23 protein-coding genes are annotated in these 22,220 nt (G+C 67.4%); 11 read left to right on the forward strand and 12 right to left on the reverse strand.

The annotated features are described in order from the left end of the window. The first annotated feature begins 39 nt into the window (after positions 1-39). Positions 40-1,038 (forward strand): phosphoserine phosphatase SerB, encoded by a 999-nt coding sequence (gene serB / locus QNO08_RS09520; protein ID WP_229965751.1) that lies wholly within the window; start codon positions 40-42, stop codon positions 1,036-1,038. Here serB and QNO08_RS09525 read toward each other — a convergent pair. Together QNO08_RS09525 and QNO08_RS09530 are read right to left on the reverse strand one after the other, a co-directional pair. Next, the gene (locus tag QNO08_RS09525; RefSeq protein WP_229965750.1) at positions 1,017-1,766 is read right to left on the reverse strand and encodes an SDR family oxidoreductase; all 750 of its coding nucleotides are present in this window, start codon (positions 1,764-1,766) and stop codon (positions 1,017-1,019) included. The two genes, serB and QNO08_RS09525, sit on opposite strands and share 22 nt — an antisense overlap. 168 nt (positions 1,767-1,934) lie before the next feature. Next, positions 1,935-2,663 carry a beta-ketoacyl-ACP reductase gene (locus tag QNO08_RS09530; RefSeq protein ID WP_229965749.1) on the reverse strand — a complete coding sequence of 243 codons (729 nt, stop codon included), beginning with the start codon at positions 2,661-2,663 and terminating at the stop codon, positions 1,935-1,937. A 114-nt stretch (positions 2,664-2,777) separates the two neighbouring features. Here QNO08_RS09530 and QNO08_RS09535 point away from each other — a divergent pair, with 114 nt between their 5' ends. From QNO08_RS09535 to QNO08_RS09545, 3 genes are read left to right on the forward strand one after another with little or no spacing between them, the layout of a single operon-like run. After that, complete coding sequence (locus tag QNO08_RS09535; protein ID WP_229965748.1) at positions 2,778-3,200, forward strand: DUF3099 domain-containing protein; 423 nt, start codon at positions 2,778-2,780, stop codon at positions 3,198-3,200. Continuing rightward, positions 3,197-3,502 carry a hypothetical protein gene (locus QNO08_RS09540; RefSeq protein WP_229965747.1) on the forward strand — a complete coding sequence of 102 codons (306 nt, stop codon included), beginning with the start codon at positions 3,197-3,199 and terminating at the stop codon, positions 3,500-3,502. Before QNO08_RS09535 ends, QNO08_RS09540 begins: the two co-directional genes overlap by 4 nt. Next, positions 3,503-4,375 carry an SURF1 family cytochrome oxidase biogenesis protein gene (locus tag QNO08_RS09545; RefSeq protein WP_229965746.1) on the forward strand — a complete coding sequence of 291 codons (873 nt, stop codon included), beginning with the start codon at positions 3,503-3,505 and terminating at the stop codon, positions 4,373-4,375. It begins immediately after the preceding gene. A 31-nt stretch (positions 4,376-4,406) separates the two neighbouring features. Here the strand turns inward: QNO08_RS09545 and QNO08_RS09550 are convergent, their stop codons facing one another. The 4 genes from QNO08_RS09550 to QNO08_RS09565 all read right to left on the reverse strand — a co-directional run bounded on the left by QNO08_RS09550 (position 4,407) and on the right by QNO08_RS09565 (position 10,579). Then, entirely contained in the window at positions 4,407-6,173 is a 1,767-nt protein-coding gene (locus tag QNO08_RS09550; protein ID WP_229965745.1) for a hypothetical protein, read from the reverse strand. Positions 6,174-6,336: 163 nt separating this feature from the next. Continuing rightward, positions 6,337-7,098, reverse strand: a complete 762-nt coding sequence (locus QNO08_RS09555) for a YqjF family protein (protein WP_229965744.1) — start codon at positions 7,096-7,098, stop codon at positions 6,337-6,339. 58 nt (positions 7,099-7,156) lie between these two features. Continuing rightward, complete coding sequence (locus QNO08_RS09560; RefSeq protein WP_349643458.1) at positions 7,157-8,347, reverse strand: ATP-binding protein; 1,191 nt, start codon at positions 8,345-8,347, stop codon at positions 7,157-7,159. Between the two features lie 633 nt (positions 8,348-8,980). Then, on the reverse strand, positions 8,981-10,579 hold the full coding sequence (locus QNO08_RS09565) for an ABC-F family ATP-binding cassette domain-containing protein (protein ID WP_229965742.1): 1,599 nt from the start codon (positions 10,577-10,579) through the stop codon (positions 8,981-8,983). A 231-nt stretch (positions 10,580-10,810) separates the two neighbouring features. Here QNO08_RS09565 and QNO08_RS09570 point away from each other — a divergent pair, with 231 nt between their 5' ends. Genes QNO08_RS09570 through ypfJ form a run of 4 tightly spaced genes read left to right on the forward strand, consistent with a single transcriptional unit; the run spans position 10,811 to position 13,735 of the window. After that, positions 10,811-11,431: a biotin transporter BioY gene (locus tag QNO08_RS09570; protein WP_229965741.1), complete on the forward strand. Its 621-nt coding sequence runs from the start codon at positions 10,811-10,813 to the stop codon at positions 11,429-11,431. Further along, the gene (locus tag QNO08_RS09575; RefSeq protein ID WP_229965740.1) at positions 11,431-12,147 is read left to right on the forward strand and encodes an energy-coupling factor ABC transporter ATP-binding protein; all 717 of its coding nucleotides are present in this window, start codon (positions 11,431-11,433) and stop codon (positions 12,145-12,147) included. The genes QNO08_RS09570 and QNO08_RS09575 overlap by 1 nt, the downstream gene beginning before the upstream one ends. After that, the gene (locus tag QNO08_RS09580; protein WP_229965739.1) at positions 12,144-12,818 is read left to right on the forward strand and encodes an energy-coupling factor transporter transmembrane component T; all 675 of its coding nucleotides are present in this window, start codon (positions 12,144-12,146) and stop codon (positions 12,816-12,818) included. Before QNO08_RS09575 ends, QNO08_RS09580 begins: the two co-directional genes overlap by 4 nt. 8 nt (positions 12,819-12,826) lie before the next feature. Continuing rightward, the gene (gene ypfJ, locus QNO08_RS09585) at positions 12,827-13,735 is read left to right on the forward strand and encodes a KPN_02809 family neutral zinc metallopeptidase (protein ID WP_229965738.1); all 909 of its coding nucleotides are present in this window, start codon (positions 12,827-12,829) and stop codon (positions 13,733-13,735) included. Positions 13,736-13,756: 21 nt separating this feature from the next. Here ypfJ and QNO08_RS09590 read toward each other — a convergent pair whose 3' ends face one another. The 6 genes from QNO08_RS09590 to QNO08_RS09615 form a co-directional block, all read right to left on the reverse strand. Next, positions 13,757-14,152, reverse strand: coding sequence for a DUF4440 domain-containing protein (locus QNO08_RS09590; protein ID WP_229965737.1), 396 nt, complete (start codon positions 14,150-14,152; stop codon positions 13,757-13,759). Between the two features lie 109 nt (positions 14,153-14,261). Further along, on the reverse strand, positions 14,262-14,591 hold the full coding sequence (locus QNO08_RS09595) for a metal-sulfur cluster assembly factor (RefSeq protein WP_229965736.1): 330 nt from the start codon (positions 14,589-14,591) through the stop codon (positions 14,262-14,264). Positions 14,592-14,630: 39 nt separating this feature from the next. Beyond that, on the reverse strand, positions 14,631-15,428 hold the full coding sequence (gene sufC / locus QNO08_RS09600) for a Fe-S cluster assembly ATPase SufC (RefSeq protein WP_229965735.1): 798 nt from the start codon (positions 15,426-15,428) through the stop codon (positions 14,631-14,633). A gap of 109 nt (positions 15,429-15,537) precedes the next feature. After that, positions 15,538-16,869 (reverse strand): Fe-S cluster assembly protein SufD, encoded by a 1,332-nt coding sequence (sufD, locus tag QNO08_RS09605; protein ID WP_229965734.1) that lies wholly within the window; start codon positions 16,867-16,869, stop codon positions 15,538-15,540. Then, positions 16,869-18,344, reverse strand: a complete 1,476-nt coding sequence (gene sufB / locus QNO08_RS09610; RefSeq protein WP_229965733.1) for a Fe-S cluster assembly protein SufB — start codon at positions 18,342-18,344, stop codon at positions 16,869-16,871. Before sufB ends, sufD begins: the two co-directional genes overlap by 1 nt. Continuing rightward, the gene (locus QNO08_RS09615; RefSeq protein WP_229965732.1) at positions 18,344-19,126 is read right to left on the reverse strand and encodes a helix-turn-helix transcriptional regulator; all 783 of its coding nucleotides are present in this window, start codon (positions 19,124-19,126) and stop codon (positions 18,344-18,346) included. The genes sufB and QNO08_RS09615 overlap by 1 nt, the downstream gene beginning before the upstream one ends. Positions 19,127-19,254: 128 nt before the next feature. Between QNO08_RS09615 and QNO08_RS09620 the strand changes: the two genes are divergently transcribed. From QNO08_RS09620 to QNO08_RS09630, 3 genes are read left to right on the forward strand one after another with little or no spacing between them, the layout of a single operon-like run. Further along, on the forward strand, positions 19,255-20,214 hold the full coding sequence (locus QNO08_RS09620; RefSeq protein ID WP_229965731.1) for an ABC transporter ATP-binding protein: 960 nt from the start codon (positions 19,255-19,257) through the stop codon (positions 20,212-20,214). Next, on the forward strand, positions 20,211-20,954 hold the full coding sequence (locus QNO08_RS09625) for an ABC transporter permease (protein WP_229965730.1): 744 nt from the start codon (positions 20,211-20,213) through the stop codon (positions 20,952-20,954). The genes QNO08_RS09620 and QNO08_RS09625 overlap by 4 nt, the downstream gene beginning before the upstream one ends. A gap of 5 nt (positions 20,955-20,959) precedes the next feature. Next, on the forward strand, positions 20,960-22,006 hold the full coding sequence (locus tag QNO08_RS09630; protein ID WP_229965729.1) for a COX15/CtaA family protein: 1,047 nt from the start codon (positions 20,960-20,962) through the stop codon (positions 22,004-22,006). The last annotated feature ends 214 nt before the right edge of the window (positions 22,007-22,220 follow it).

The following is a 22,220-nucleotide window of genomic DNA, read 5'->3' on the forward strand; positions in this document are numbered from 1 at the left end:
CCCCGCAGTTCCAGCCCCGCCCGAAGAAACGGATGCCCAATGCCCACCCAGAATTCTCCGCAGTCCAGTGCCGTTCCTGTATCCGGTGCCGCTGCTCAGTACAGCGTCGTCAGCTACGGCCGGGAACTGGGCGACGCCTACCTGTCCGCCGTCCAGCAGGCGGTGGGCACCGTCGGCGGACGCATCCTGGAGCTGGAGAACGCCTCCGGCGACGGGTACGTCGTCACCAAGCTGCTGGTGGCATACGACGGCGGCATCGAGCTGCTGCGGCTGGCCGTCACCGCAGCGGCGGCCGCCCTGGGCACTGCAGCGGCAGGCGCGCAGAGCGCCGTCGTGCCGTCCTCACTGCTGGAACCGGCACGGAAACTGCTGATCATGGACGTGGACTCCACCCTGATCAAGCAGGAGGTCATTGAACTGCTGGCCGCCCACGCCGGACGTGAGGCGGAAGTCGCGGCGGTGACCGAAGCCGCCATGCGCGGTGAACTGGACTTCACGCAGAGCCTGCACCAGCGCGTTTCCGCGCTGGCCGGACTGCCGGCGTCGGTCATAAACGAGGTCGGCGCCCGGATCGAGCTCTCCGACGGAGCGGAGGCGCTGGTCAAGGAGTTCCTGGCCGCCGGCCACGCGGTGGCGGTGGTGTCGGGCGGTTTCAGCCAGGTGCTCGCGCCGCTGGCCGAGCGCCTGCAGCTCACCCACGCCAAGGCCAACCTGCTGGGCATTTCCGACGGTGTCCTGACCGGAACCGTCGACGGACCGGTGGTGGACCGCGCCGAGAAGGCCCGGTCCCTGCGGACGTGGGCGGCGGGCCTGGGCATAAACGAGCGGCACACCATTGCGGTGGGCGACGGCGCCAATGATCTGGACATGCTGGCGGCGGCCGCGCTGGGCGTGGCGTTCAACGCCAAGCCGGCAGTGCAGGCCGCCGCTGATGCCGTGCTGAACCTGCCCAACCTGGACGTGGTGCAGCACTTCGTTCGGCTCCGGACAGAGCCGTCAGGACCAGCCGTTCAGAACTACCCGGCAACCCCGAGGTAGTCGGCGCCGCCCACGTATTCGGTGTGGCCGGAGGAAACGTCGGCGGTGGCCATGCGGGCCACCTCGGCGCCGAACTCCTGCACCGAGTACAGCCGGCCGGCCTCCACGCGGCGCGCTTCGATCGCTCCGGGGTTGGCGCGGTCCAGGAGCGTTGCAGTGACGGTTCCTTCGATCATGTCCCCGGACACCACCACCAGCGTGATGCCCTTGGCCTCGAGCTGCGGGAGCATGTCGCGCAGGGCGTCCTCGCCGGCCCGCTTGCTGCGCGCCACCGGCTCGTATTCGGGCATGGTGGGCACCGTGTTGATGAAATGTGCCTGGTGGCTGGTGACGAAGACCACGCGCGATCCGGCCGGCATGACCTCCAGTGCCGCGGTGAGCATGTTGACCTGCGCATCGCGGTTGAGCTTCAGTGCGTAGTCTTCTTCGACGCCGCTCTCCATGCCGCCGGATGCGTTCAGCACCAGGACATCCACCCCGCCGAAATTCTCCGTGGCGGCAGCAACCAGCGCCGCCGGGCCCTCGGGCGACGTCAGGTCGGCGCCGACGGCAACGGCACGGCCGCCGTCGTTCTCGATGCCGGTGACCACCTTGTTGGCCCGCGGTGCCTTCTGCCGGTAGTTGACCACCACGCCGGCGCCCTCGGCGGCCAGGAACTTGGCCACCTCCGCTCCGATGCCGCGTGAGGATCCGGTAACGATGGCGGCTTTGCCGTCCAGCAGGCCCATGGGTGCTCCTTCGTGAAGATTGTGGAAAGTATCCAAAGTTTTAAGCAACAGATTCCATCCTGCCAGCCCCCGGGGTTCTCCACAGTGGTGGAAACCTCCAAGGAATTCCCCCGGGGACGTTGGCAGGACCGGTGCGGACAGTGCCGGCCGGCGCGGTGGGCGGGAGCGCTAGTGGCCCATTCCCAGTCCGCCGTCAACGGGGATGACGGCACCGGAAATGTAGGCGGCTTCAGGGCTGGCGATCCAGCGCACCACGCCGGCCACTTCCTCCGGCTCGGCGAACCGCTTGGCGGGAATGGAGGACAGGTAATTCTTCTGCGTGTCCTCCGGCAGGGCCCGGGTCATGTCGGTGTTGATGAAGCCCGGCGCCACCACGTTGGCGGTGATGTTCCGCGAGCCGAGTTCCCGCGTCAGGGAGCGGGCAATGCCGACCAGTCCCGCCTTGGAGGCCGCGTAGTTGATCTGGCCGGGCGAGCCGTACAGGCCCACCACCGAGGAGATCAGGACAACCCGTCCGCGGCGCAGCTTGATCATGCCCTTCGAGGCCCGCTTGATGACACGGAAGGCGCCGGTGAGGTTGGTGTCCACGACGTCGGTGAAGTCGTCTTCGCTCATCCGCAGCAGCAGGGTGTCGCGGGTGATACCCGCGTTGGCCACCAGGACCTCCACGGGGCCGTGGGCTGCCTCCACTTCGGTGAACGCGGCATCCACCGACGCCATGTCGGTGACGTCGGCCTTGACGCCGAGGAGGCCCTCGGGCACGTCCCCGCTGCGGTAGGTAATGGCTACCTGGTCGCCGTTGGCAAGGAACGCCTGGGCGATGGCCAGTCCGATGCCGCGGTTGCCGCCGGTGACCAGGACGCTGCGGCCGGTGGACGGCTGGGTGTTGTTGTGCACAGATTTCCTCCGCTGGGAGTGTGGGGTTGGATGAACTTGATCCTAGCCCGGCCGGAACCAACTTCAACATCACGGGATCCAGTGCGACAATGGATGAATCTGTTTGGGAGAGTGATGAACAAGGAATCCAGCCGCGGCGTTTCGGTCCCCCGGATCACTGACGCCCGCACGGCGCACACCGATGAGATGCATGCACGCATGATCAAGTATTCGGTGTCCATGGGCATCCGCATTGTGTGCTTGGGCCTGATGTTTGTTGTGCACGGCTGGCTGCTCTGGGTTGTCATCGCGGCCGCCGTCGTGCTTCCGTATTTCGCCGTGATCATTGCCAACGCCGGCAGCGACACCCGCAACATGACGGCGTCGGATTCCATGATCGACTCGCTTCCGCCGCCGGCCATTGAGGCGCCGCGCCCGGAGGAGCACCGCGACTCCCCGGAGACCACACTGCTGCACGGCGAGATCGTTGAGGACGACCCCGCTGACGGGGACCAAGCCGACAGCCACCACGAAGATAAGGCACCACCTTCAGCATGAACCTTCTTGACCAACTGGCCCGCACCACCGGCGCCGCTCCCCACACCGGATCCGAGCCGTCGGACCCGGAGGCCGGCGCTCCGGCGGTCTGCTCCCGCAAGGGCTGCCGGCAGCCGGCCGCGTGGCGGCTCCTGTGGAACAACCCGCGGATTCACACCCCGGAGCGTCGGAAGACGTGGCTGGCGTGCGGCGAACACCGCGGCTGGCTGGAAGAGTACCTGCAGACGCGCGATCTCTGGAAGGAAACGCTTCCGCTCACCGGAGCGCCGACTCCGGCGGACCCCGACAGCGGGAGTGCGTAAATGTACCGGTTCCTTTTCTCCAGCCGCTGGCTGGGCTGGTTTGCCCTGGTCTGCCTGCTTTCGGCCGTCTGCACCACCCTGGGCCTGTGGCAGATGGACCGCCGGGACGCGATCCGCGAAGACATCGGCAATGTGGTCAACAACTACGACGCCGCGCCGGCCGCCTTTGCCGACGCCGCCGGCCTGTTCGAAACCTATGATCCGGCCAACGAATGGATGCCGGTGGAAATGACCGGCGTGTACGACGCCGACAACCAGCGCATCGTCCGGAACCGTCCGCTGAGCGGGCGTGCCGGCTACGAGGTGGTGGTGCCGCTGAAGCTCACCGACGGGACCGCCGTCGTGATCAACCGCGGCTGGCTCCCCATTGGCAACGACGAGGCCGGCCGGCCCGACACCGTTCCAGCGCCGCCCGCGGGCGAGGTCACCGTCGTCGCGCGCGTCAAGCCCCCCGAGCCCGCCCTGCAGCGCGGAGCACCGGAGGGGCAGCTGGCCTCCATTGACTTGGCCAAGTACCAGGACGAGGTCGGATACGAGCTGGAACAGGGCGCCTACGGCCTCATGGCCAGCGAGGACCCCGCTCCCGCCGTCGTTCCCGAAGCTGCGCCGAAGCCCTCCGTGGACGAGGGCCCGCACCTGTCCTACGCCATGCAGTGGTTCGCCTTTGCCGTGATGCTCTTCATCGGCCTGGGCTACGCGGCGTACCAGGAAGCGATGAACCTGCGCTACGGCGACGAGGACGATTACGAAGAGGACGACGACGAAACGTACGCCGCGCACCCGGGGCCGGCTTCCCGCCGCCGCCCGCGGAAGCAGCGCGGCAGTACCCAGGAGGACGAGGAAGACGCCCTGCTGAAGGCGCAGGGCTTCTAGGCCCCGCTCCCCTGCCCGCTCGGAGGGTTGGCTACTGGTAGGAGACGAACCAGGGCTTGGGGCTGACCTGGGTGAAGGTCTGCTCCGGTGTCAGCATGGGGGTGTCCTCGTCGTGGAAGTTCTTCCAGCCCGGCCAGATCTGCGGCTGCAGCCCGTCGCGCAGGACGTTCCAGGTTTCCAGTTTCTCGCCGACGGTTCCGTGCCCGTCGGCGTGCAGGCTTACGGCCAGCTCCGGCCGGCTGACATCGAGCGATCCGCGGTCCCGGATCATCGACACGCTGAACTGGTGGAGCATGAAGACCTTCTGCGGCAGGACATTGGTGCGGGTCAGATCGGCCAGCCACGCCGAGACCTCGTTCACCTCAGCGGCGTCCACCGAGCCGATCTGCTCCAGGTGCCGCTGCCCCGGCGTGATGCGCCATTCCGCATCCAGTGCCAGCCCGACGTTCGGAAGCTTGAGCAGCTCCTCATACCGCACGGCCTGGTCCAGGAATGTGCTTAGCCCCGGCTGCAGATCCAGCACCACGTAGACGCCCGCTTCCCGGGCAGCCTCCACCCACGGACGCAGTTCCTCCGCCGGAGTTTCGGTGGAGAAGTTGCCGTCGTCGCCGGCCTCCGAGCTGGCGACAGTGGTAATGATCTCCAGGGCGGGAACCACCGGCTCCTCGCTGTAGGGCTGGTACCGGGCCGCGGTGTCCTTGGCCAGCTGGATCGTGGCATCCAGGCCCTGCTCCCCCAGCACGCCCAGGCTTCCCCCGCTGGGATGTCCGTACAGCGCCACCATCCGCCGTCCGGGAAACACCGTCTGCCCGCCGCCGGGGAGCTCGGGTGCATCCAAGGCGACGGCGGTCTGGGCCGCAAAGTTCTCCGCTCCGCCGAAGCCGTCTCCCGCGGCATAGATCCCCGCATCACGGTGGGTGCGCAGCAGGGCGATGACGCCGCTGTCGGCCCGGGGGTCGGCAGTGGCCACCATGTGCACTTCGGCACCGGCCGCCCGCGCAGTGGCCACCGCTGCGGCAGCCGCCGGATCTTCGGTCGCCAGGACGACGGCGTTGGCGGGTTCCGGCGCCGCTTCGAAGGCGGGCAGGTCCTCCCCGGCCAGGTCCCGCCGGGCATTCTCGGACGGGGCCGGGCCCTGGGGCGGGGCGCCACTTGGTGACGGATCCGCACTTTCCGAGGGGTCACGTTCCGAGGGCTCCGGGGCAGGAACCTCCAGCCCGGGGACCGTCAGCCGCTCGCCCGGTGCCATTGCGGCGACCTGCGCCACCAGCCCCTCTTTCCCGGCGGCTTCCGCTTCAAGGCCGAGCACGGAGGCGAAGCCGGCGGCGGTGGCGGGGCCGGATACCTGGGTCCGCTCCCCCACCGTCTGCGACCACCCGTCCGCCGGCGTGCCGTAGAGGATCACCGAGGCGGCGCCGAGCCGATCGAGCTCGGCGGCGACCTGCTGTTCGCTGCCCGGTTCGGCCACGAGCAGCGGAATGCCCAGCCCGGCAGCCGCCGCGGCAGCCGCTCCGGTGTGATCCGTGCCGGCCGGATCCGACGGGGCCGGGTCCGATGAGGCCGGAATCTGCCCGCCGGTTTCCGGCGCGGCCAGCACCACCGCGGCAGGGCTGGACGCGAAGAACGCAGCAGTTGCGGCCAGGGAGGCTTTTCCCGCTCCCCCGTCAAAGACACCGGTCACGTCGCGGTCCTGAGACAGGCTGACGGACGGCACGTCCGGGGTCGTCCCGGCACTGCCGTCGGTTTCGGGTGTGCCGGTGCAGCCGCTGAGGACCAGACCAAAAGACAGGGCGGCCACTGCCGCACGGCGACGGGCAGGTACGGAAACTGAGGGGGAAATGGCGGCGCATCCTTCCGAACAGGGGAATGGGCTGAGCATCACCCAAATTCCCAAGCGTACCGAGACAGCAGCTGGACACAAAAGCAGGCGGTGCGTGCTCCCGCGGTCCGCCCCGGGACAGCTACCGCGCCTCTCCTTTCCGAACTGTCCGCGGCCGGCCGAAAACGGTCCGGACACCGGATGAAAACAGCACGGAATCGGGCGGACCCGCAACCGGCAGGCCGGCGGAGGCCAGCAGTTCGTCGTCGCACTCCGCCAGCGCGGCCGGGTGCAGGGGCCACGGCCGGTGCGTGTTGGGAACGAAGATCGTCCGGCCGGCGAGTGTGGCGTGGGCGCCGAAGCGTGCGGTGAGCTCCAGGGACAGGGGGTCATCGGCCTGCCTGCTGAGCTCCGGACGCACTGCGAAGGATGAGCTTGCACCGTTGCCGTACCGTTCGACGGCGTACCCGCAGGTGTCGCGGTCCGGTCCGCCGGGGGCCTGCTGCCGGCAGCGGGACCAGACGTACGGAACACCGGCGGCACGGGCAGTCAGTACGGCCAGCAGGCGGGACGCGTCGAGGGACAGGAAGAGGACTCCTCTGGTTCCGTCGGCCCCGCGGGTATACAGGCGAACATTGACTTCGGTAAAGCTGCCCAGCCACGGGAGGGGCAGCGCACCTCCGAGTCTTGTTCCGTGCAGCCGGAACCCGATCAGTCCCACCCAGCTTGAACCGTGGAAGACATCCGGTTCGACCAGGGACGGCATATGCGGCGCCGCCTCCGCCGCCGTTATGCGCCAGTGCAGAAAAACGGCATCGGACCAGGACTGCGTGACCAGGGCGGGCGGAGAGAGCACCGGGCCGGCGGGCCACGGGGTCTCGGAGCCATCTGCGGGCCGGGTCATGGCCACACGGTAGCACTTGGCCGGGTGCCGCGGGACGGGTAGCAACTGTTCCCGGTGCTTAGCCGGTGACCCGCCGCACGTACTCGGCCATGCCCGGCACCGTGAAGGCCACCTGGCCCAGGGAAGGTGCGTAAATGATCCCCTTGCGGATCAGGGAACCGCGCGTCATGGTCATTGACGTCATTTTCTTGCCGGCCCGGGCTGCCAGGGTTGCCGTCCCCGAGCCCGCGGCGCCGTCAACCGCCATGAGCCGGAGGAAGTCCCTTTCCGCCTTGGTGGCGCGCCGCCAGCGCATGGGAAAAAAGCCCTGGTCCAGCTGGGCCCGGCCTATTTCAACGGCCACCCGGGCGTCAGCGGCGGTGATCACCGGATGCGGCGCGGATTCCCACGCGGCGGACCCATACTCCTGCAGGAAGTAGGGATATCCCCCGGCGGCGTTCAGCAGAAGGTCCAGGGCCTCCGGATCATAGGTAACCGACTGCTCCTTCGCCGGAGCAGTCAGTGCGGTGCCGGCGTCCTCCCGGTCCAGCGCGCCAACAGTGCGGTAGGTAAACAGACCCTCGGCATAGCGCTGCGACTGGTTCAGGACCGACGGAAGGTTTGGTAATCCGGCAGCGACGAGATAAAACGGCCAGTCCCGCTGCCCGGCCTGATGCTGGACGCCCAGCAGTGCCGAGAGCAGAACCGGATCCAGATTCTGCATTTCGTCCACCACAATAATCAGCGCACCGTTCTGTTCGGCCAGGGCCCGGGAGATATCCTCCACAGTCTCCTCCAGGTCAACGGCAAACGCTCCGGAGTCACCACGCCCGTGCCGGGAACCGACACCCACATCGATGCCGCTGACCTGGAGTCCGTCGGCAAACGATGTGATGGTTCCGAGCGCGTCGGCCAGGGCCTTGCTTCCTCCGCGGGAGTTGGCCTTGCGTCCGGCCTGCAGCAGGCTCCGCGCCAGTTTGGCGCGGATGGCCTTCGGTCCGCCCTCGGCGTCCCTCCCCTCCAGCGACACCACCAGGAAGCCGGCTTCCTCGGCGCGGCGCCGGAAATCATTGAGCAGGACGGTCTTGCCCACGCCGTGCAGCCCGTGCAGCACTATCCCCCGGTCGGTTCGACCGGATGCCGCCCGCGAAATCAGCAGGTCAAAATCATTCATCAAGGCTGTTCTGCCGGCCAGCTCGTAAGGTGTGCGGCCTGCGCCGGGTGAGTACGGGTTCGTGGCACTGTGCATGCCACCCATCCTAGCGGACATATCCGAAATTCTTTATATTGTTGGATAAAAATTTATACGAAATGAAGAGATGGAGGGGAGTGCGGTTCTGGCGAACCCGATTGTCGACGATTAGCAGTCGACGATTACCAGCCGCCAAAATGCTTGCCGCCGATTGTTACAGCCTGGAAGGCCGGCTCTCCGCATGGGTGCGGCGCCGATCTCCGCTGCCCCTCCCCCATTCCTGGCTGCCGGCCCTGTTCCCTCCAGGACCCGTCCGCTCCCGGACCCATCCCCTCCCGGAGGCGGCGCTTCCCCAGCCCATTCCCTCCCCAAGGGCGGATCGACCTCGATGGGCCTGCACTGGGCGCACGTGCTCCCACTCTCTGGGGCGGGAGTGGCTCATGGGGTTCCGGAAGCCACAGGAGGAAACAAACAGTGGGAACCAGGGCGGCGGCCGGGCAGGATGCGGGCAGGCGGGGCCGGATGGGGGCGCCGGCGGCGGGGCAAGCAGGATGGGGGCAGCGCGGGTCCGGCGACAGGGTCAAGTCCACACACTCCGCGCACAAGGGAACCAGGCATGCCAAGGGCGCCCGGACACGCCAACGGCGGCCGGAACGTGAGTCCGGCCGCCGCGGTACCCGGGCAGATCCCGGGGCGTTGCTGGTGTGAGCCTTAGGCCAGCGTGACCAGGTCCAGGTAGGAATCGTTCCAGTGGTCCTCGTCGCCGTCCGGCAGCAGCACTACGCGCTCGGGGTTGAGCGCCGCAACGGCTCCCTCATCGTGGCTGACCATCACCACTGCCCCGGAGTAGTTGCTCAGGGCGCCCAGGATCTCCGCGCGGGAGGCCGGGTCCAGGTTGTTGGTGGGCTCATCGAGGAGCAGGACGTTAGCCGAGGAGGCCACGATGGTCGCCAGGGCCAGGCGGGTCTTCTCACCGCCGGAGAGGACGCCGGCCTTCTTCTCGACGTCGTCACCGCTGAACATGAACGAACCCAGGACGCTGCGGACCTCGGCGTCGTCCATGTCCGGAGCCGAGGAACGCATGTTCTCCAGCACCGTCCGCTCGGTGTCCAGGGTTTCGTGCTCCTGGGCGTAGTAGCCGACCTTCAGGCCGAAGCCGGGGATGACCTTGCCGGTGTCCGGGGTGTCGACGCCGGCCAGCATGCGCAGCAGCGTGGTCTTGCCGGCACCGTTCAGGCCCAGGATGACCACCTTGGAACCGCGGTCGATGGCCAGGTCAACGTCGGTGAAGATTTCCAGCGAACCGTAGCTCTTGCTGAGGCCTTCGGCCATCATCGGAGTCTTGCCGCAGGGTGCCGGATCCGGGAAGCGCAGGGCTGCGACCCGGTCGGTGGCGCGAACGGCGTCCAGGCCGCCCATGAGGCGGTCAACGCGCTTGAGCATGCTCTGCGCGGCCGAGGCGCCGGAAGCACGGGCCTTCATCTTGTTGGCCTGGGCCAGCAGGATGCCTGCCTTCTTCTCGGTGTTGGCACGCTCGCGCTTGCGGGCACGCTCGTCGGTCTCGCGCTGCAGCTTGTAGCGCTTCCAGTCCATGTTGTAGATGTCGATCGTGGCGCGGTTGGCGTCCAGGCTGAAGACCTTGTTCACGGTGGCTTCAAGCAGCGCAGTATCGTGGCTGATCACGATCAGGCCGCCGGTGTGGTTCTTCAGGAACTCGCGCAGCCAGGCAATGGAGTCGGCGTCAAGGTGGTTGGTGGGCTCATCGAGCAGCATGGTTTCGGCGTCCGAGTACAGGATCCGCGCCAGTTCCACACGGCGGCGCTGGCCACCGGAAAGGGTGCTCAGCGGCTGATTCAGCAGCCGGTCCGGAAGGGCCAGGTTGGCGCAGATGGTGGCGGCTTCGGATTCGGCGGCATATCCGCCGGCGGCCAGGAAGTCGGCCTCGAGCCGGTCATAGCGGTTCATGGCCTTGCGGGAGACCTTTTCGTCTTCGCTGGCCATTTCGTCCTGGCACTTCTTGAGCTGCGCCGTGACGACGTCCAGGCCGCGGGCCGAGAGAATGCGGTCCTTGCCCAGCTGCTCCATGTCCGGCGTGCGCGGGTCCTGCGGCAGATAGCCGATTTCGCCAACGCGCTTCACGTGTCCGTTGGCGGGCAGCGCCTCGCCGGCCAGAACCTTGGTAAGAGTGGTTTTGCCCGCTCCGTTGCGGCCTACCAACCCAATTTTGTCGCCTTTGTCAACACGGAATGAAACCGCTTCCATGAGCAAACGTGCGCCGGCACGAAGCTCGAGATTAGATACGGCAATCACTCAGTGGACCTTTCGAGGGGGTTGGGGATAGTGCTTGAACTGCGATGGCAGCGTCTCAAGTCTACCGTTGATAGCCGATTTGTAGAAAAGCTCCAAAGGAATTACGGCCATCCCCGGCTAGTGTCGACAGCAGCGCCGCCCCGCATCCCCGTCCTGACGGCGGGGAGCGCGGCCGCTCAGCCCCGGGTGAGACGTGTCACCCCTTGTAGAACTTCGACGAAGTGAGGCCAGATGACGCTTCCCCCCGCTCCCCCGGCGGTACCTTCCGGCCGGATCCTCCGGCAGCGCCGGCGGTGGACCCCGGGCGACCTGTCCCTGATCGCGGTCTTCGCGGCCCTCACGGCAGCGTTTTCGGTGCTTCCGGGAGTGCCCCTGGGCTCCGGTGTTCCGATCACGCTGCAGACACTGGCCGTCATGCTCGCCGGCATCATCCTGGGCCCCGCCCGCGGCGCCGCGGCCGTGGGCCTGTTCCTGCTGGCCGGCCTGGCCGGGCTGCCCGTCTTCAGCGGCTTCCGCGGCGGCCTTGGCGTGCTGGCCGGGCCGTCGGCCGGATACCTGCTGGCGTTCCTGCCCGCCGCCTTCCTTTTGGGACTGCTGGCACGCCTGGTCCTGCGCCGCACCCGCCGGGCCCGGTTTCCGCTCCTGTTTGCCGCGGCGATGGGCACCAGCTTCCTCGTGGTCCATCCCCTTGGCATCGCCGGAATGATGCTCAACGCGAAGCTGGAGTTCCCCGCAGCCCTGGCCGCCGACATGGCCTTCTGGCCCGGGGACGTGCTTAAGAACCTGCTGGCGGCCGCCGTCGGCGTGAGCGTCCTGACGGCCTTTCCGCGCCTGGCAGCGAAACCCCGCTGATGCTCGGCATCCAGCTGCGCGGCGTGTCGGTGCTGCCGGCCCCGGACTCCGCTTCCACCCGAAACCCGGCCGCCCCGATCCTGCACCCGCTGAACCTCGACCTGACCGAAGACCGGATAGCGGTGATCGGCGCCAACGGGTCAGGAAAGTCCACGCTGCTGAAGCTGCTCAACGGCCTGCTGCTGCCCGACACCGGCTCGGTGACGGTTCAGGGCCTGGACACGGCGAAGCACGGCAGCCGGGTCCGGCGCCGGGTCGGCTTCGTCTTCACTGATCCGCTGTCCCAGCTGGTGATGCCGACCGGGCGCGACGACGTCGAACTGTCCCTGCGCTCGGCCGTCCGCCGGCGGGAGGAACGGCGCGCAGCGGCCGAAGCCCGGCTGGAGGCCATGGGACTGCTGGAGCTGGCGGACCGCAGCATCTACGACCTCTCCGGCGGTGAACGGCAGCTGATGGCCCTGACCTCGGTGCTGGCCGTTGATCCCGCCATTCTGGTGGCTGACGAGCCCAGCACCCTGCTGGATCTGCGCAACACGGCCCGGCTGCGGCGGATCTTCGCGGAATTGCCCCAGCAGATCATCTACACCACCCATGACCTGGACTTCGCTGCCGACGCCCGGCGCGTGCTGGTGGTCGACGGCGGGCGGATCGTGTTCGACGCCGCCCCGGAACAGGCGCTCGACGCCTACCGCACGCTGGCACTGGGCGTGCAGTGAGGCCTTCGATAAAGAGCTCAAACCATCTGCTCGGCTCCTACCGGCCGGGACGCACCCCGGTGCACCGCGCCCCGCTGGGGGTGAAGGCGGCCGCCGTCGTCGTGCTCTCGGTAACGGTGCTCGTTGCCGGTTCGCTGCCGCTGCTGGGCGCAGCCCTGCTGATCCTGGCCGGTGCCTATGCCGCGGCCCGGATGCTCCGCGAGTCGTGGCGCCCGCTGAAGCTGATGTGGCCGGTGCTGCTGCTCCTGGGCGGCTTTCAGGCCTGGACGAACGGGCCGGCCGCAGCCGTGCTGGTGGTCGGCAACATTGCGGCGTGCGTGGCTGCGGCCCGCCTGCTGACCCTGACCACTCCCCCGCAGCAACTGCTGGACGGGCTGGTCGCCCTGGCCCGGCCCTTCCGCGTCCTCGGCGCGGATCCGGAACGGTTTGGCCTCACGCTCGCCCTAATGATGCGCAGCATCCCGTTCCTGCTGGGGTCGGCGCAGGATGTCCGGCAGTCGGCCATGGCGCGCGGACTGGAGCGCAATCCGCGGGCGCTGACCGTTCCGGTGGTGATCAAGGCGGTGGCCTACGCGCAGCAGACCGGCGATGCCCTGGCCGCCCGCGGCATCGGGGAACCGCCCGACCCGCAGGTGAAGGCGGAACGGAAGCACGCTGATCGTCGGGGATAATTGCGGGCATGAGTTTTAACGAAAATGCACGGCTGGATTCCTCCCGGGTTCGCGATCACCGGGGCAAAGGCAAAGGGATCGCCCTGGGCGGAGGACTCGGCGGCGGCCTGATCCTGATCCTGTCCCTGGTCTTCGGATCGGATGTCGTGGACAGCCTCGGCCTCACCGACGGGGCCGACGCCGCAACCGGATCCGGCAGCTCACCGAGCATCACCGAGTGCCTCGACGGCGCGGACGCGAACGAGCGCCTGGACTGCCGGATCGTTGGCACCGCCGAAAGCCTCGACAGCTACTGGGGGCCGGCGCTGGCAGCCGAGGGACTCACCTACACCGAGCCCGGCGTCACCCTGTTCAGCGGCCAAACCTCCACCGGCTGCGGCTCGGCCACCTCCGCCGTCGGACCCTTCTACTGCCCTGCCGACGAGCAGACCTATTACGACACCGCGTTCTTTGACGAGCTGGTGGCGCAGTACGGCGCCTCCGGCGGGCCGCTGGCCCAGGAATATGTGGTGGCCCATGAATTCGGCCACCACATCCAGAACCTGACCGGTGTCCTCGGCGCCTCCGCCCGGGATCCGCAGGGAGCGGACTCCGCCGCGGTCCGCACGGAGCTGCAGGCCGACTGCTACGCCGGACTGTGGGCCGGAGCTGCCGCCTCCGTTCCGGCTCCGGGAAGCTCCGAACCGTTCCTCGCGGAACTGACGACCACGGATGTCCAGGACGCCCTGTCGGCCGCTTCGGCCATCGGTGATGACCGCATCCAGTCGATGGCCACCGGCCAGGTCAACCCCGAGAGCTGGACGCACGGCTCCGGGGACCAGCGCCAGGCCTGGTTCATGCAGGGCTACAACAACGACGGCGGAATCGGCGCGTGCGACACGTTCAGCGCCGCGGACCTGGACACTCCGGGAGCTTAGCCGCAGCCGCGGCGGCGGGAGCTATTCCGGCGTTCCGACGTTGACTTCGGTGAAGTCCCGGCAGAGCAGCCAGGAACCGGCTTCGAGCCGCCAGGATTCCATCAGCAGCGCCCGTGCGGTGATGTCCCCGCCGGTCCGGTAGGTCATTTCGTGAAAGACCACGGCTTCGTCCCGGCCGCGCGGGGCCACCGTTCGGAAGTCGGTGTGAACCGTGCTGCCCTGCAGGCCGGAAACGGCGTCCCGAAAGCCCTTCCGCGCCGCCGCGCCGTCGAACGCTTCGGCAGCGGCCGCGTCCTGGCCCAGCCAGCCGTGGTAGTCCGGCGACAGGAAAGCCTCGATGGGTCCGCTGTCCCCGGACGCCATGGCCTCGTTCCAAGCAGCAAGATACTGGTCATGAAAATGCTCTGTTTTCCCCATGGCGCATACGGTAGCAGCCAGGCCAAGCGGAGCAGCCGCACACGCGAAGAAGGGCCGCCTCCCCGTGTCGGGGAAGCGGCCCTTCTGCAGAACCACAGGTGCAGCGGTACTAGATGTTGAAGCCGAGCGCGCGCATCTGGTCGCGGCCGTCGTCAGTGATCTTCTCCGGACCCCACGGCGGCATCCAGACCCAGCTCAGCCGCCAGTCATCCACGACGCCGTCCAGCGCCTGGCCGACCTGCTCTTCGAGCACGTCGGTCAGCGGGCAGGCCGCAGTGGTCAGCGTCATGTCGATCAGCAGTGCGCCGTCGTCGGCATACCGCAGCCCGTAGAGCAGACCAAGGTCAACAACGTTCACGCCCAGCTCGGGGTCGATGACGTCCTTCAGGGCCTCTTCAACGTCCTCCAGGGACGTCTGGGCCAGATTCGACTCACTCATCATCTGCTCCTTGGCAGTTGTTGCGGACAGGGGTTAAGCCTAGGCCTTCAGGGCGTTGGCGGTAGCGGTGGCCGCTGTCGCGTTGGCGCCGGTGAAGCGGTCGTAGCCTTCTTCTTCGAGGCGGTCGGCCAGCTCGGGGCCGCCCTGCTCGGCGATCCGGCCGTCAACGAACACATGGACGAAGTCCGGCTTGATGTAGCGCAGGATCCGCGTGTAGTGGGTGATGAGCAGCGTGCCCATCTCGCCCTTGCTGTGCTCGCGGTTCACGCCCTCGGAAACAACCTTCAGCGCGTCAACGTCGAGGCCGGAGTCGGTCTCGTCGAGGATGGCGAACTTCGGGCGGAAGAGCTCAAGCTGGAGGATCTCCACGCGCTTCTTCTCGCCGCCGGAGAAGCCTTCGTTGACGTTGCGCGACGCGAAGTCGGCGTCGATGCGCAGCTGGGACATGGCTGCCTTGACGTCCTTGGTCCAGTGGCGCAGGGACGGCGCTTCGCCGTCGAGTGCGGTCTTGGCGGTGCGCAGGAAGTTGGTCATCGTCACGCCGGGGACCTCAACCGGGTACTGCATGGCCAGGAACAGGCCGGCGCGGGCGCGCTCATCAACGCTCATGTCCAGGACGTCGGCGCCGTCCAGGGTGATCGAGCCGCTGTCGACGAGGTAGCGCGGGTGGCCGGCAATGGTGGAGGCCAGGGTGGACTTGCCGGAACCGTTCGGGCCCATGATGGCGTGCGTCTCACCGGTGTTGATGGTCAGGCTGACGCCCTTCAGGATCTGCTTGCGAACACCCTGATCGGTCTCAATGCTGACGTGAAGATCCTTGATCTCAAGAGTAGACATACGAGTTACGCTTTCTCCTTTGCACGCTCTGGTGCGTATTTAAGCTTCAAAAAGTGTGGGGGGTGCAGCCGCGTTTCCCGGGAGCCGTGCGGCTCCCGGGAAACGCCTGCTAGCTCTCGACGGTGGCGAGCTCGCGCTCGACGGCCTCCGTGAGGCGCTCTTCCAGGGCCGGAACCTTGATCTGCTGGATGATCTCGTTGAGGAATCCGCGGACCACCAGGCGGCGGGCAACATCCTCGGGGATGCCGCGGGCCATCAGGTAGAACAGGTGCTCGTCGTCGAACCGGCCGGTGGCGCTGGCGTGGCCGGCACCCTCGATCAGTCCGGTCTCGATTTCCAGGTTCGGCACGGAGTCGGCACGGCCGCCGTCGGTCAGCAGCAGGTTGCGGTTGACCTCGTACGTGTCGGTTCCTTCAGCTTCCTTGCGGATCAGGACGTCGCCTACCCAGACGGTGTGCGCGTCGCGGCCCTGCAGGGCTCCCTTGTACATGACGCGGGACTTGCAGTTCGGGACCGCGTGGTCAACGAACAGGCGCTGCTCCAGGTGCTGTCCGGCGTCGGCGTAGTAGAGGCCGAACATCTGGACGTCACCGCCAACCGCCGTGAACTTCGACGACGGCGTGATGCGCACCAGGTCGCCGCCGAGGCTGATGACCACGTGCTTGAACTTGGCGTCGCGGCCGATCTTCGCGTACTGGGCGGAGGCGTGAACGCCGTCGTCATCCCAGTCCTGAACGGAGACAACGGTGAGTTCAGCGCCGTCGCCGACGACGATCTCAACGTTCTGCGAAAGCGTGGCCGATCCCTTGTGGTCCAGGACCACCACTGCCTTGGAGAACTTCTCCGCGGTGATGACGATGTGCTGGGCCGCGGGATCCTTGCCGGCGCCGGTCATGGTCAGCGTGACGCTGCCGTCCACCACGGTTTCGGCCGGGATGGTGACTGCGGTGGCCTCGGTGAAGGCTTCCCAGGCGGCAGCTGCCACCAGGTCTTCGGGGATGCCTGCGGAACCGATGCGGGCATCGGTGCGGGCGATGTTCTCCACGATCACGCCGTCGGGGGCCACAACGGCCACCTCGGGCGCGGTGCCGGTGAGTTCAGCGGTGTGCAGGCCGCGCAGGCGCTTCAGCGGGGTGAACCGCCAGTCTTCTTCACGTCCGGTCAGTTTGCCGAAGTCGCCGCGGTTATAGGAGGTCAGGCGTCCGGCGCGTGAGCTGTCCGGAATGCCTGCCCCTGCGCCGTGGCTGTGGGACTTGCTGCTGTCGCCGCCGAGGATCGCGGAGGATTCGTTCAGCGGAGAGAGGTTCTCGCCCTCTTCGGTGAAACCGTCAATCCGGACGCGGTTGTCCCCGGAGGGGGCACCGATCCTGGCTTTGACGCCCTCTACGGTTTTGCTGACCTGTTCGGTCACGGTTTCGACGACGTCGTTAAGCTTCGACATTAACCGACGGCTCCTTCCATCTGGAGTTCGATGAGGCGGTTGAGTTCAAGGGCGTATTCCATCGGCAGCTCACGGGCGATCGGCTCGATGAAGCCGCGCACGATCATGGCCATGGCCTCGTCCTCGGGCAGGCCGCGGGACATGAGGTAGAACAGCTGTTCTTCGCTGACGCGCGACACCGTTGCCTCGTGGCCCATGGTGACGTCATCTTCGCGGATGTCCACGTACGGGTACGTGTCCGAGCGGGAGATGGTGTCCACCAGCAGGGCGTCGCAGCGCACGGTGTTGGCCGAGTGCTTGGCACCTTCGCGGACCTGGACCAGGCCGCGGTAAGCGGCACGGCCGCCGCCGCGGGCCACGGACTTGGAGATGATGGAGCTCTTGGTGTTGGGGGCGATGTGGACCATCTTGGATCCGGTGTCCTGGTGCTGGCCCTCGCCGGCAAAGGCGATGGACAGCGTTTCACCCTTGGCGTGCTCGCCAACCAGGTAGACCGCCGGGTACTTCATGGTGACCTTGGAACCGATGTTGCCGTCGATCCACTCCATGGTGGCGCCCTCGTGTGCAATGGCCCGCTTGGTGACCAGGTTGTACACGTTGTTGGACCAGTTCTGGATGGTCGTGTAGCGGACGCGGGCGCCCTTCTTCACGATGATTTCCACGACGGCGGAGTGCAGCGAGTCCGAGGTGTAGATCGGCGCCGTGCAGCCTTCGATGTAGTGGACGTAGGAGTCCTCGTCGGCGATGATCAGCGTGCGCTCGAACTGCCCCATGTTTTCCGTGTTGATGCGGAAGTAGGCCTGCAGCGGGATCTCCACGTGAACGCCCTTGGGGACGTAGACGAAGGAGCCGCCGGACCAGACAGCGGTGTTCAGCGAGCCGAACTTGTTGTCACCCACCGGGATGACGGTGCCGAAGTACTCCTGGAACATTTCCGGGTGTTCCTTCAGCGCGGTGTCGGTGTCCAGGAAGATGACGCCCTGGCGTTCCAGGTCCTCGCGGAGCTGGTGGTAGACAACCTCGGACTCGTACTGCGCTGCGACGCCGGAAACCAGGCGGCCGCGCTCAGCTTCGGGGATGCCGAGCTTCTCGTACGTGTTGCGGATGTCCTCGGGGAGGTCTTCCCAGGTGTTGGCCTGCTTCTCGGTGGAGCGCACAAAGTACTTGATGTTGTCGAAGTCGATGCCGGAGAGGTCTGCGCCCCAGGTCGGCATGGGCTTGCGGGAGAAGTACTTCAGGCCCTTGAGTCGAAGGTCCAGCATCCACTGGGGCTCGCTCTTTTTCGCCGAGATGTCCCGGACGACTTCCTCGCTGAGTCCGCGGCGCGCGTTTGAACCCGCGACGTCGGAGTCTGCCCATCCGTACTCGTAGGTTCCAATGCCCTCAAGTTCGGGGTTCTTTTCCAGGATGTCTGAAATCACAGACTCCGGCACCGATGAGGGCGCCGTTGACTTCTGGGTTACTTGATCCGTCATCACGGCCTTTCTTGCTGATGAATGGATGTGGACTGGTTGGTTGCGGCGCGCACGGGTAGGCGCGTCACAGACCCGGTTCGACCCACGGGGATGTGGGTCGTACAAACGTGACCCCCGCGGGAGAGTGTTGACAGCCGCCGGACATCGACGTCCAGCAGGCGGGCGAAAACTTCGGTTTCCTTGTCGCAGAAGACCGTGTAGGCGGTGGCAAGTCCCTGAATCGGGCAGTGCCCCTGGCACAGCTGCACGCTGAGCAGCGTGCTGGGCTGCTTTGCCGTGCCGATCATGGTGGTCGATCCGACAAAGCCGTCCTTCGTCAGTTCCGCCGCCAGGGCCTGCGCCTTGTCGGCGATCGCGGGTCCGGCTGCTTCAACCACCGGCCGGTAGCGCTCTTCCATCCGGGCGAAGCGGTCAGCGGCGAACTTCTCGATGGCCCCGGGCCCGGCAGCCAGCCCCAGCTGGCGCAGGGCCTCGGTGGCGATGTCCAGGTAGTCATTGCCAAGATATGCCTGGCCCTGCGGGCTCAGCACGTAACGGCGAGCCGGACGGCCGGCGCCCGACGACGGGGTGCTGACCCGCTTGACCTCGATCAGCCCCTTGGCGGAGAGGGCATCAAGATGCCGGCGCACAGCAGCAGGCGTGAAGCCCAGCCGTTCGCCGAGTTCCGCGGCGCTCACGGGGCCGTGTTCCAGCACTGCACCCAGGACGCGGTCCCGGGTACGTTCCTCCGCTTCGCGGGCTGCTGCCGGCTTGGCCACTGCCTCCGGCTCAGAGTTGCTCATAGAATACACAACACAAGCATGACCTAATCTGTTCCCGCATGCCACTAAGGACAGGCTTCCCATCGCCGGAGTGCCCCGCGGCGTCCGCCGCCGCCGGGTGCATCCTCCAGTACTACCTAACGTAGAATATGACGGTGCCTAACGACGAACCCTGCCTGACCATCAAAGGCCTGATTAAGGACTGCGGTCCGGTAGCCGGTCTCGACGGCAAAATGATCCGGGTGCTGGCCGGCGTGGATTTCACCGCGCGCCGCGGCTCCGTCACCGCCCTGCTGGGCGCCAACGGCGCCGGCAAGACCACCACGCTGGAATGCGCGCAGGGCCTGCAGCCCATTAACGGCGGCGAGGTCCTGCTGCTGGGGCAGGCTCCCTACGGGGCCGGAGCGGATCTCCGCAGCCGAGTGGGCGTGATGCTGCAGGACGGCGGCCTTCCCCCGTCGGCACGGCCGGTCCCCCTGCTGCACCACATCGCTTCCATGTACGCGGACCCGCGTCCCGTGGAGGAGCTGGTGGCCCGTCTCGGCATCGGCAGCTTCGCCAACACCAACATCCGCAGGCTCTCCGGCGGACAGAAGCAGCGCCTCGCCATGGCGGCCGCCCTGATCGGCCGGCCGGAGGTCCTGTTCCTGGACGAGCCGAGCGCCGGACTGGACCCGCAGTCGCGGCAGATTGTCTTTGACCTGATTTCGGAGCTCCGCGCCGAGGGCCTGGGCATCATCCTGACGACCCACCTGATGGACGACGCGCAAAAACTCGCCGACTACGTCTACATCATCGATGCGGGCAAGACCGTTGCGCAGGGCACAGTCGCCGAGCTGACCGCCCAAACCGGCGAGCTTGCCGACCAGCGGCTGCTGACCTTCGACGCCGCCCCGGGACTGGACCTGGCCGCCGTCGGGCTCGTCCATCTGGCCGCTGCTGAACCGGTGCCCGGCCACTACACGCTGCGCGGTGCGATTACGCCCGCGGATGTTGCCGCCCTTTCCGCCTGGTGGGCCCGGCTGAATCTCCTTCCGTCCGCCATCCACATGGCCTCGCGGTCCCTGGAGGATGTCTTCCTCGACCTTTCCGGAAGGGAAATCCGATGAGCGCTCCCGCCTCGCTGCCCGTGCGCATCCTTAATCAGGGGCGCTACGAGGCCATCACCATGCTCCGCAACGGAGAACAGCTGATCCTGGCCGTCTTCCTGCCGCTGATGGCGCTGGTGGCGCTGTCCGTGACGCCCATCCTGGACGGGTTCGCCGGTTCCCGCATCAACATCGCGACGCCGGGGGTCCTGGCCCTGTGCGCCATGTCCACTGCCTTCACCGGCCAGGGCATCGCCACCGGGTTCGACCGGCGCTACGGCGTCCTGCGGTTCCTGTCCACCACCCCGCTGGGCAAGGCCGGGCTGATCGCCGGCAAGGGAATCGCCGTCGTCGCCGTTCTGGCCATCCAAGTGGTGGTGGTGAGCATTGTGGCCGGCTTCCTCGGCTGGCAGCCGTCCTGGGCGGGCATTCCGCTCGGGCTCGTCTCCCTGCTGCTCGGTGCCGCCGCGTTCACCGCGCTGGGGCTGCTCGTGGCCGGCACCGTCCGACCCGAGGCAACGCTGGCCATCACGAACCTGCTCTGGATACTTCTGGCGGCTGCCGGCGGTATCATCATCCCGGCGGTAAGCCTGCCGGAGATGCTGCAGCCGTTCGTGGAAATCCTGCCGTCGGCCGCACTGGGTGAAGCCATGCGGTCCGCACTGCTCGACGCCACATTCAATATCCCCGCCACGCTGATCCTGACCGCGTGGACAATCCTGGGTGGCCTTGCTGCTGTCCGCTGGTTCAAATGGAGCTAAATTCCGTGTCATCTGCATCCCCCGGTTCCTCCCCCGCCGTCCCCCAGGCCGGGTCCCCGGACGCGTCATCGCCCGCTGCGTCGCCCGCAGCGGGAAAAACAGTCCGCACTCTTGCCGTTGCAACGCTCGTTGCCAATATTGCCATCGTGGTCACCGGTGGCGCGGTGCGGCTGACCGCTTCGGGACTGGGCTGCCCGGAATGGCCGCTGTGCACCCCGGACTCCCTGACCACCACGCCGGAAATGGGTGTCCACGGGATCATCGAGTTCGGCAACCGCCTGCTGACCTTCGTGCTGGCCGCCATCGCCTTTGCCATGGTGTTCAGCGTCTGGAGCGCCCGCGCCGAGCGCCGTGACCTGTTCCGGCTCTCCATCGTCCTGCTTGCCGGCATTCCCGCTCAGGCGCTGCTGGGCGGCATCACTGTGTGGACGGGCCTGAACCCCTGGATCGTGGGCGGGCACTTCATCCTGTCGATGTTCCTCATTGTGCTGGCCACCGTGCTGGTCAACCGCGCCTGGCTGACCCCGGCCCAGCTGGCCGGCACCAACGGACCGCTGGCCACCCGCACGCTGCGTCCGCTGCTTGGCGCACTGGGTGTCCTCTCGGCGCTGGCCGTGGTGCTCGGCGTCGTCGTCACCGGTTCCGGACCCCACGCCGGGGACCACGGCGCGGCGCGCAACGGGCTGGATCCGGACCTGATGACCCGCATCCATGTGGTGCCCGTGTACATGCTCGTGTTTGCCCTCGCCGTAGCCCTCTACCTGGTGTTCCGGCATGCCGCTGACGGCCGGCTGCGCCGTTCGCTGCTGCTGCTGACCGCCGTCGTGCTGGCCCAGGCCGTCATTGGCTACGCGCAGCACTTCCTGCACCTGCCGATCGTGCTCGTGGGACTGCACATGCTCGGCGCGTCGCTGCTCACCGCTGCGGCCGCACACGTGGTCTTCACCGGCTTCTCCCGCCAGGTTCCGGGGAAGGATGCCGGTGCTGCTTCCGGCACCGCTGCCCCGGTCCGCTCAGGAGCCGCCGCTTCCGAGACGGACGTCCGCCGGTAGGCCGCCGGCTCACGCCGCCGCACTGGGGCGGGCGCTGCCTCAGCGCCACACCATGGGCCGGATTCCTTCGGGAGTCCGGCCCATGGTGCTTTTATCCTGTGCTGCTTTGCCTGCCGGCTGCAGCGGAACATCTTTCCCGCCCGACACGCCGCGTTCACCTCAGGCCGCACCACTTCTGCTGCCGCTCCGGGAGTCTGCTGCCGTTCGGGAATTC

Source organism: Arthrobacter sp. zg-Y820, assembly GCF_030142155.1.
GTDB lineage: Bacteria > Actinomycetota > Actinomycetes > Actinomycetales > Micrococcaceae > Arthrobacter_B.

Coding starts and splice junctions, on each gene's coding strand:
- sufB (WP_229965733.1), bottom strand. CDS start 18,344: ATGACGGATCAAGTAACCCAGAAGTCAACGGCGCCCTCATCGGTGCCG.
- QNO08_RS09590 (WP_229965737.1), bottom strand. CDS start 14,152: ATGGGGAAAACAGAGCATTTTCATGACCAGTATCTTGCTGCTTGGAAC.
- QNO08_RS09575 (WP_229965740.1), top strand. CDS start 11,431: ATGCTCGGCATCCAGCTGCGCGGCGTGTCGGTGCTGCCGGCCCCGGAC.
- ypfJ (WP_229965738.1), top strand. CDS start 12,827: ATGAGTTTTAACGAAAATGCACGGCTGGATTCCTCCCGGGTTCGCGAT.
- QNO08_RS09555 (WP_229965744.1), bottom strand. CDS start 7,098: ATGACCCGGCCCGCAGATGGCTCCGAGACCCCGTGGCCCGCCGGCCCG.
- QNO08_RS09540 (WP_229965747.1), top strand. CDS start 3,197: ATGAACCTTCTTGACCAACTGGCCCGCACCACCGGCGCCGCTCCCCAC.
- serB (WP_229965751.1), top strand. CDS start 40: ATGCCCACCCAGAATTCTCCGCAGTCCAGTGCCGTTCCTGTATCCGGT.
- QNO08_RS09620 (WP_229965731.1), top strand. CDS start 19,255: ATGACGGTGCCTAACGACGAACCCTGCCTGACCATCAAAGGCCTGATT.
- sufC (WP_229965735.1), bottom strand. CDS start 15,428: ATGTCTACTCTTGAGATCAAGGATCTTCACGTCAGCATTGAGACCGAT.
- QNO08_RS09545 (WP_229965746.1), top strand. CDS start 3,503: ATGTACCGGTTCCTTTTCTCCAGCCGCTGGCTGGGCTGGTTTGCCCTG.
- QNO08_RS09625 (WP_229965730.1), top strand. CDS start 20,211: ATGAGCGCTCCCGCCTCGCTGCCCGTGCGCATCCTTAATCAGGGGCGC.
- QNO08_RS09525 (WP_229965750.1), bottom strand. CDS start 1,766: ATGGGCCTGCTGGACGGCAAAGCCGCCATCGTTACCGGATCCTCACGC.
- QNO08_RS09595 (WP_229965736.1), bottom strand. CDS start 14,591: ATGAGTGAGTCGAATCTGGCCCAGACGTCCCTGGAGGACGTTGAAGAG.
- QNO08_RS09560 (WP_349643458.1), bottom strand. CDS start 8,347: ATGTCCGCTAGGATGGGTGGCATGCACAGTGCCACGAACCCGTACTCA.
- sufD (WP_229965734.1), bottom strand. CDS start 16,869: ATGTCGAAGCTTAACGACGTCGTCGAAACCGTGACCGAACAGGTCAGC.
- QNO08_RS09570 (WP_229965741.1), top strand. CDS start 10,811: ATGACGCTTCCCCCCGCTCCCCCGGCGGTACCTTCCGGCCGGATCCTC.
- QNO08_RS09535 (WP_229965748.1), top strand. CDS start 2,778: ATGAACAAGGAATCCAGCCGCGGCGTTTCGGTCCCCCGGATCACTGAC.
- QNO08_RS09615 (WP_229965732.1), bottom strand. CDS start 19,126: ATGAGCAACTCTGAGCCGGAGGCAGTGGCCAAGCCGGCAGCAGCCCGC.